Raw genomic sequence first — 3,969 nt, forward strand, 5'->3', positions numbered from 1 at the left:
GCAGGGATGAGCGGAGCGTAGGTGGCTGACAAACCGGCTGGGGGCACCAGGCTGGACGACCACAAGCCCGCTGAGCACTTCGAGCCGCGGCCGCCCAGGTGGCTGCGGCCGGTCCGGGACCGGGTTCGGTGCGTGCCCGGCGGCGCGATGATCTGGAAGCTGCTGATCGGCACGATCGGCGGTGTCATCGTGGTGATCGGGTTGCTGCTGATCCCGCTGCCGGGGCCGGGCTGGGCGCTGGTGTTCGTGGGGCTGGCGGTCTGGGCCACCGAGTTCCACTGGGCTTATCGGCTGCTGCGGTACGGGCGCCGGTTGCTGCGCCAGTGGACGGACTGGGCGAAACGCCAGTCGCTGCTGGTGCGGCTGCTGTTGGGGCTACTGGGGCTGTTGGTGCTGGCCGGGTTCGCGTACGTCGGCTGGCAGACACTGCGCTGAGCCCCGGCCGGTGTCCCGGGAGCAGGGCGGCGGGTGCCTTCGGAGCCGGGCGGGCGCCATGTAAGCTAGCCCAGGTTCGGCCGCACCGTCGAAGTCAGACGGCGTGCGGGGCGATTAGCTCAGCGGGAGAGCACTGCCTTCACACGGCAGGGGTCACTGGTTCGATCCCAGTATCGCCCACCATCTACAGCCTGGAATCCGGGCCTCCAGCGGTTCGCGAGGTCGATCGGAGATCGCTCGCAGACCCCGCACGGTCAGACCGACCTCACGAGGAGCTGTCCCCGCGGTATGACAACAATCAGCTACCGGCCCTTCGAGCTGGATCTGATCCCCACCTTGGACGAGCTGTTCGCCACCAACCAGACGGCTGAGGCGTGCTGGTGCATGTGGTTCCTGATACCGGTCAAGGAGTTCCACGCCAACGGCGGCCAGGGAAACAAAGCGGCATTCACCGCCGAAGCCCGAGCCGGCCGGGAGCCGATGGGCATCCTGGCTCTCGACGGTGACCAAACGGTCGGGTGGTGCGCCGTGGGCCCGCGGTCGCGCTTCGTCCGTGGCGTCCGGACGCCCACCTACGCCGGCCGGGATGCGGCTGAGGACGACATCGTGTGGCTGGTGCCATGCTTCTTCACCCGCCCCGATCGCCGACGCTCAGGAATTACCGCCGGCCTGCTCGGGGCCGCCGTCGACCTGGCCCGCGAGCACGGCGCCCGCGCCGTCGAAGGGTTTCCCTTCGCCGCCGGCGGAGCGCACTCGGGCTCGGACAAGCAGGTGAATGATGAGACGGTCTTCACCTCGCAGGGCTTCACCGTGGTGCGCCGGCCGTCGAAGAACCGGGTAGTGGTCCGCAGGGAGCTGGGTCCGGCATCGCAGTCGTGACCTCGCCCGCCAGGCCCTGGCTGCCGCGGCTGGATCGCTTCAGTGGCCCGGCCACCGGCAGTCCCGTTTATAGCGCGTTGCATTCCTACAGGATTAGTTGACAACGGTGGCACGGCGAGCGACCCTGGAAGATGTGTCTTCGTCTCTCGTGTCCGATCTGGCCGGCGTTGTGCTGGTGCGGCGGCTGCACGTGGATTTGATGCGATTGGCGACGGCTGGGTGTCGGTCGGGTCTGTAACCGGTCGCCACTGTAGTTCCACTCCCGGAAAGCGCAGCCAGCATGCATCTTGATTACACCCTCGCCCTCGCCGGTGCCTTGGTCGGCCTGCTCGTCGGGCTCACCGGTATGGGTGGCGGCGCGTTGCTCACCCCGGTGCTGGTCCTGATCTTCAATGTTCCGCCGTTGGCAGCCATCTCCAGCGACCTCGTGACCAGTCTGGTGATGAAGCCGGTGGGCGCCGCGGTCCACCTGCGCAGGCGCACGGTGCAGATGGGCTTGCTGACCTGGCTCGCGCTGGGCGCGGTGCCCTCGGCGTTCATCGGGTCCCTGATCATCGCAAGCATCGGTCATGGCGGCCGCGTGCAGTCCAACCTGAAGATCGCCATCGGGATCGCGCTGCTGGCATCGCTGTCCTGCACGGTCCTGCGGCAGCTGATCGACCGCCGGTCAGTGGCGCGGCGTCCCGCCCCGGAGTTGGTGGTGAAGCCGGTCCGCACGGTGGCCATCGGCGTCATCGGTGGCCTGGCGGTCGGCATGACCTCGGTAGGCGCCGGCTCGCTGGTCATCGCCCTGCTGTTACTGGCGTACCCGCGGCTGTCGCCGAAGCAGCTGGTCGGCACCGACATCGTCCAGGCCATCCCGCTCGTCGCCTCCGCGGCCCTGGGCCACCTGCTCTTCGGCGACGTGCGGCTCTCGGTGACCACGTCCCTGCTGATCGGCGCCATCCCGGCGGTCTACCTGGGGGCCCGGATGTCCGCGCAGGCTTCGCCCACGGTGACCCGTCCGATCATCTCCGGCGTGCTGATGGGATCCGCGCTCGCGCTGTTGCACGCACCCTCGGCGGTCGTCGTCACCGGAGCGTTGACCGCCGTCGCGGTCATGATCGCCCTGGGCAGGCCGCGGACCGCGCCGGCCGGGCGGGCGGCCGCACCCGCACCTGAACTGGTCGAGGCGCACACCTCCTGACCCGCCGTGTGACTAGCACCTGAAACCCCCAGCACCTCCACCTCCGATGAACACCTCGAGTGGCAGGCCTCGTACTTGATTGATTCCAGAAAGTAGTCCAGACTCCGGGGCGTGCCCACCGTGTCGGACTTCGAGCGCATGCTGCGCGGAGCGGATCTGCGGGTGACGCGTCCTCGGGTAGCGGTGCTGACCGCGGTGCACCAGCGCCCGCATGCCGACACCGATTCGATCATCGCAGCCGTGCGCGAGCACCTGGCCACGGTGTCCCACCAGGCCGTCTACGACGTGTTGCGCGCGCTGACCGCCGCGGGCCTGGTGCGGCGCATCGAGCCGTCGGGCTCGGTGGCCCGCTACGAGGCGCGGGTCGGCGACAACCACCACCACGTCGTGTGCCGTTCCTGCGGCATCATCGCCGACGTTGATTGCGCCGTCGGTGAGACCCCCTGCCTGACCGCCTCGAACGACCAGGGCTTCAGAATCGACGAGGCCGAGGTCGTCTACTGGGGCCTGTGCCCGGTGTGCGTCGCCGCAACGTCGGCGACAGCGGCGGCGACAGCGGCGGTCGAAGGCGGCTGACGCGCCCGGCCGAAGACCCGAAAGCAAACCAGTCAACACCAGAGATAGCCAGACAGGAGAGCGACCACGTGTCCGAAAGCGAGAACCCGGTAATCCCCTCCCCGCAGCCAGCCGCGCATCGGCCGAGGACCAACCAGGACTGGTGGCCCAACCAGCTGAACCTGCAGGTATTGCACCAGCACTCGCCCCGGTCCAACCCGATGGGCGAGGACTACAACTATGCCGAGGAGTTCTCCTCCCTCGACGTCGAGGCCCTGAAACGTGACATCTTCGAGGTCATGACGACCTCCCAGGACTGGTGGCCGGCCGACTACGGCCACTACGGTCCGCTGTTCATCCGGATGTCCTGGCACGCCGCGGGCACCTACCGGATCGAGGACGGCCGGGGCGGTGGCGGCCAGGGCGCGCAGCGGTTCGCCCCGCTCAACAGCTGGCCGGACAACGCGAACCTCGACAAGGCACGCCGGCTGCTCTGGCCCGTCAAGCAGAAGTACGGCAAGAAGATCTCCTGGGCCGACCTGCTGGTCTTCGCCGGCAACTGCGCGCTGGAGTCGATGGGCTTCCAGACTTTCGGCTTCGGCTTCGGCCGTGAGGACATCTGGGAACCGGAGGAGATCTTCTGGGGCCCGGAGGACACCTGGCTCGGCGACGAGCGCTACAGCGGTGACCGTGAGCTCACCGGCCCGTTCGGCGCCGTCCAGATGGGCCTGATCTACGTCAACCCCGAGGGGCCCAACGGCCGCCCGGACCCGCTGGCCGCCGCGCGGGACATCCGCGACACCTTCGCCCGGATGGCGATGAACGACGAGGAGACCTTCGCGCTGATCGCGGGCGGTCACTCGTTCGGCAAGACGCACGGTGCTGCGCCAGCGGAGGAGTACGTCGGGCCGGAG

The 3,969-nt window shown here is 68.7% G+C and carries 5 protein-coding genes and 1 tRNA gene; all 6 read left to right on the plus strand.

The genetic code is table 11. The annotated features are described in order from the left end of the window. The first annotated feature begins 21 nt into the window (after nt 1-21). Nucleotides 22-435, plus strand: coding sequence for a TIGR02611 family protein (locus tag VF542_RS20960; protein WP_408653643.1), 414 nt, complete (start codon nt 22-24; stop codon nt 433-435). 108 nt (nt 436-543) lie between these two features. Next, a tRNA-Val gene (locus VF542_RS20965) sits at nt 544-618 on the plus strand. A gap of 105 nt (nt 619-723) precedes the next feature. Then, a complete protein-coding gene (locus VF542_RS20970; protein WP_408653644.1) occupies nt 724-1,314 on the plus strand; it encodes a GNAT family N-acetyltransferase in 591 nt (196 codons plus the stop codon). 280 nt (nt 1,315-1,594) lie between these two features. Then, nucleotides 1,595-2,500 carry a sulfite exporter TauE/SafE family protein gene (locus VF542_RS20975; RefSeq protein WP_408653645.1) on the plus strand — a complete coding sequence of 302 codons (906 nt, stop codon included), beginning with the start codon at nt 1,595-1,597 and terminating at the stop codon, nt 2,498-2,500. Nucleotides 2,501-2,611: 111 nt separating this feature from the next. Then, a complete protein-coding gene (locus VF542_RS20980) occupies nt 2,612-3,076 on the plus strand; it encodes a Fur family transcriptional regulator (protein WP_408653646.1) in 465 nt (154 codons plus the stop codon). Then, nucleotides 3,073-3,969, plus strand: an 897-nt coding sequence (locus VF542_RS20985; RefSeq protein ID WP_408653647.1) for a peroxidase family protein, incomplete at its 3' end; no start/stop codon positions are given. The genes VF542_RS20980 and VF542_RS20985, both read left to right, overlap by 4 nt.

It is taken from the genome of Jatrophihabitans sp. (genome assembly GCF_036389215.1).
In the GTDB taxonomy this organism is placed as follows: Bacteria; Actinomycetota; Actinomycetes; order Mycobacteriales; family Jatrophihabitantaceae; genus Jatrophihabitans_A.

Excerpts from the sequence above, each read along its gene's own strand:
- VF542_RS20970 (WP_408653644.1), top strand. The coding sequence starts at position 724 with ATGACAACAATCAGCTACCGGCCCTTCGAGCTGGATCTGATCCCCACC.
- VF542_RS20975 (WP_408653645.1), top strand. The coding sequence starts at position 1,595 with ATGCATCTTGATTACACCCTCGCCCTCGCCGGTGCCTTGGTCGGCCTG.